Consider the following 3,162-nt stretch of genomic DNA (forward strand, 5'->3'; position numbering starts at 1 on the left):
GGCTACAATAATAATTGAGGGACTGGCTTTTAGCTCACCGGCTAACTGGCTCGATTTACTGCCTTGTGCCTCTTCGCGGTTAACGCGCGCTATCATCCCTTCATTATGATCAAACTGATAAATGGTATCTTGCAGTTGGCTGTCTAAAACGGTTCTGTCGGTAATAACTATTACTGAGTCAAATACTTTGTCGCCCGCTTGTTTTTGTAATTCAGGGTGCTCAGTTAAGTAATGTTTTGAGGCCAGCTGATGCGATAGCCACGCAATTGAGTTCGACTTACCCGAGCCCGCACTGTGCTGAATAAGGTACTTTTTACCCGTACCCTCAAAATCAACTGTATTTATAAGCTTAGAAACCACCGCCCATTGGTGATAACGCGGGAATATCATGGTTTCTTTTACTTTTATTGAGCCATCAAGTTGCTCTTCGTCTTTTACTTCTAAGTGAATATAGCGGCTTAAAATAAGTAACAGATTATCTTTTTGAAATATCTCATTCCAAAGGTACGAAGTAGCATAGCTGCCATCAGTCGGACTATCATTTCCCGCAGCGCCTTCAGCGGTACCTTGGTCAAACGGTAAAAAGAAGGTTTTATTACCCGCTAAACGGGTCGTCATAGCCACATTATATTGGCTTACTGCAAAGTGAACTAACGCACCGCGTTTAAAGGTCAATAATGGCTCAGCCTTTTTAGTGGTTGGGTCTTTTGGCTGGCGGTCTTTCATGTACTGCACTTTGGCATTATTAAGCGACTGCTTAAATTCAGACTTTAACTCACAGGTTGCAACAGGTAACCCGTTTACAAATAAAGTTAAATCTAACCGGCCGTCATACCCATTAGGCGAGTATTTAAGCTCAGGCACCACGCGTAAAATATTTTTGTTATAGCGTTTACTCGCATCAGGGTTTAAATCGTGATCTGGCTTAAAACTACATAAACTAAATTTAGCACCACGGTCTTTAATTACATTACGTAACACCCAAAGCGTGCCTTTGTTTTTTAAGTTACGTTCTAGGTTTTTAAGTAAAGCATCTGCGGTTGCTGTAGGGCTACGGTCAGTTTCAGGGTAATGTTTTGCTAGCTTATCCCATTGCTCAGGCTGAGAGCCTTTTACAAAAGCAATTACATCCTCTGGGTAAAGGGCTAATTCTTTATTATATTTGTTCGACTCACCTAGCAACCAACCTTGTGCAAGCATTTGGTCAATAATGTCGTTTTGAAATTGCAACTCTTTTACTGTTTTTGCTTGGCTCATTTACTCATCCTTTTTATTTAATCGTTGCTTTGCCTTGGCAATAGAGTGCTGTAATTTTTGTTCGAGTAGTTCAACATCCATCAAATGCGTTAGGTATTCTGCAACATGAATATCGCTGCCTTCCATTTCAAGTAACTCAATTTGTTCTTGTTTTTTACTGGAGCACAAAATGATCCCAAGTGGTGGGTTTTCACCCTCTTCGGTTTCATATTTTTTTAGCCAGTTGAGGTATAGCTCCATCTGGCTTTTGTGGCTGTGTTTAAACTTTTCGAGCTTTAAATCAATTGCCACCAAACGCTTTAACTTACGGTTGTAAAATAGCAAGTCGATATAAAAATCATCGTTGTCAATTTGGATACGCTTTTGACGGGCAACAAAGCTAAAGCCAGCGCCCAGTTCAAGTAAGAACTGTTCGATGTCTCTCAATATGGCATCTTCAAGATCTTTTTCTAGATAGCGATCGTTCAGCTCTAAGAAGTCGAGCACATAAGGATCTTTAAGCAGCAGTTCTTGATTATATTGGCCTGAATTTCGCAGCTCAGAAAGTTCGGCCACAATGGTATCGTCTGGCTTTTTAGAAATAGCCGTGCGCTCAAACAACAAGGCGCCAATACGTTCATCTAAGGTGCGGGTTGACCAGCGTTCCTGAATGGCCATTGTGGTGTAAAAGTCTCGCTTTATGGGTTCATCAATAGCAATTAACTGGCGAATATGGGTCCAGCTCAATTGTGTACGCAGTGCGTGCACAATCTCTATATCCCAAAAAACCTCTGCAAACTTAACCATTTGCGCAAGGTTGCGTTTGCTCCAGCCTTTGCCAAATTGCACCGTTAGCTCATTAGAAAGCGTGGCAATCACTCGTTTGCCATAATCGGCTCGCTCACCACCCAGCACCGCTTGATTAATGCGATTACCCACCTGCCAATACAACAAAGTAATTTCACTGTTCACTGCGACCGCAGCGCGTTGCTTGGCACTGTGGATCAGTGCGGCCAGCTCTTGGCTTAAAGGAGTTAGGTTCGTTAGCTTACTCAACCTTGAATTCCTTGTGGTTGCCCTTGTTCTGAAACAAAATCACGCACATCAATCTTACCTGTTACCGCTGCTGAGATAAGGGCTGTTTTGCGTTCTTTTAGCAAATCAATTTGTTCTACAGCTTTTGCCTCAATAAGTTCGAATTTTTCGAGAGCTATGTTCAGATCGTTTACGATCTCTACTTGTTCCGAAATAGGAGGTTGGGCAACTTTAATAGACTTAGTTTTTTCTTGGTTCATTATGCCAATAGTTGAAGCATTGGATGATTGCTTCATTTGTTCATGCTGGGCTAGCAAAGAATAAGTAATGAACTCTGCTGTTGCTTTTTCGTTTGGAGTTATCATGTTTATTTGTTGATTGCATGAAAACTTATTCTTGCAAAGTGCTACTTTACCCAACGTAGCACCAATACCAATAACTAATACCGAGTTTTCCTTATACAACTTAGCATCACCTGAAGTGACAGCTTCATAACTTATGTGTTTCGATGATTGAATCAGATCAATTTGGTCTGAAAAATCACCCGGAGCAAACCACTTAATTGCATCTTTGTCATCTACAAAAGAAGACTGATTTTTGGGCGTTCCTCCAGTACCAACAAAAGATGATAGATACTTTATTGAGGAGGTTACCCAATGCTCTGGCACTTCGCCCAACCATTCCACGCCTGAGTCGCGCATTGGTGCATTGGGGTTAAGCCCTTTAGTAACTGCGTGAGAAATGACCGCTTGGCGTTTTTCTTTTAACAGCTCAATTAGCTTTTCTTGCTTAGCTATTAAAGTGTCGATTTTAGCGGTTTCGTGATCGAGGAAGTTGGCGATTTTTTGTTGTTCAACCTTAGGTGGCATGGCTAAAAATAAACTAGAGAAC

Annotated in this window: 3 protein-coding genes; all 3 read right to left on the minus strand. The window is 41.4% G+C overall.

What is annotated here, in order from left to right:
* A partial coding sequence (locus tag CWC30_RS16140; protein ID WP_138627611.1) for a type I restriction endonuclease occupies positions 1 to 1,257 on the minus strand: 1,257 nt, incomplete at its 3' end.
* Positions 1,258 to 2,292 (minus strand): PDDEXK nuclease domain-containing protein, encoded by a 1,035-nt coding sequence (locus CWC30_RS16145; RefSeq protein WP_138627612.1) that lies wholly within the window; start codon positions 2,290 to 2,292, stop codon positions 1,258 to 1,260. It lies immediately after the preceding gene.
* The coding region (locus CWC30_RS16150; protein ID WP_138627613.1) for a restriction endonuclease subunit S at positions 2,289 to 3,162 on the minus strand (874 nt) is incomplete at its 5' end. The genes CWC30_RS16150 and CWC30_RS16145, both read right to left, overlap by 4 nt.

The sequence above is a fragment of the Pseudoalteromonas sp. S4741 genome (assembly GCF_005886135.1).
In the GTDB taxonomy this organism is placed as follows: Bacteria; Pseudomonadota; Gammaproteobacteria; order Enterobacterales; family Alteromonadaceae; genus Pseudoalteromonas; species Pseudoalteromonas tetraodonis.